This window comes from Thioalkalivibrio sp. ALE23, from assembly GCF_000378545.1.
Classification (GTDB): Bacteria; Pseudomonadota; Gammaproteobacteria; order Ectothiorhodospirales; family Ectothiorhodospiraceae; genus Thioalkalivibrio.
This window is the reverse complement of record NZ_KB900095.1, coordinates 1-1058: the sequence shown is the minus strand read 5'-3', so window position 1 is coordinate 1058 and position 1058 is coordinate 1. Positions and strand designations below refer to the sequence as shown.

At 64.2% G+C, this 1058-nt stretch carries 1 protein-coding gene; it reads left to right on the top strand.

All coding sequences use genetic code 11. The features are described 5' to 3' along the window. Positions 1 to 914, top strand: a 914-nt coding sequence (locus F573_RS0114115; RefSeq protein ID WP_019023124.1) for a site-specific integrase, incomplete at its 5' end; no start/stop codon positions are given. Positions 915 to 1058: the final 144 nt, after the last annotated feature.

Genomic DNA, 1058 nt, shown 5'->3' with positions numbered 1-1058 from the left:
TGGTCGAGCCCTCCCCTGCCGAGGTCTGGGTGTCGAACGACACGACCAAGCGTGCGCGCGCGCACCCGGACTGGCGCCCGTTCCAGCCGGGGCGCTCACCCAAGCGGGCCGAATACGGATTGCGGGTGCTGAACGATCTGCTGGGATTTCTCGCGCAGGCCGGTTACCTCCAGGCGAACCCGGCGGCATTGGTGGACCTGACCGTCGAGCGATCGAAGGAAACCGAGGCGGCGGCCAGCCAGGCGCAACGCGGGCGAGCACTGACCCGTAAAGGCTGGGAGGCCATCAAGCGGTACATCGATGGCCTCCCCTTCGGCACCGAGGAAGACGCGTTCCAGAAAGCCAGAGCCCGCTGGGTCTTCCATCTGCTCTACACCCTGGGAATTCGGATCAGTTCGTTGCGCGGACGTTTTGGGGAGATCCAGCCCACGGTGATCGACGAGGAGGAAGTCTGGGTCTGGTCCCTGGAGGTGAAAGGCGGGAAACGAATGGTGCTACCCCTGCCATCCAGCGTGCTGGATGAAATGCAGCGGTTCCGGTTGCACTTGGGGTTGTCTCGATGGCCGTCACCCAACGACCCCGTCCCCATCGTTCCGCGTGCGCGCGCGCACAACGGCGTGGATGAGAAGCCGCTCACCCGGCAGGCCCTCGATCACCTCACCCGTCGAGTCATTCAGGGTGCGAGCCGGCAGTTGTCCGAACAGGGGGAAGAACGCGAGGCGGAAAGGCTCGCCCGAGCGAGTGCGCATGCGCTCCGGCATACGGCGGGAACGGAACTGGCCGATCAGGGTGCCAGCTTGCGCGACGCGGCCGAGGCGCTGGGGCATTCCGATGTCCGAACGACACAGCGGTATAGCCGCGCGGAACTCGATCGACTGAGGAAGGTGCTGGAGGTGCGGGATACGCGATGGTGAAAGGGGGAGCTAAACCGCCCTCCCCTACCCAGGGATACGGTATTCGGAGTAAGGGATCTGCCCTTGAATGGATAAAAAGTGACCAACAGAGAGCGCGCACAAGGCGTTTTTGGGGCATGGCATGGACGATCGCCTACGTTTGGA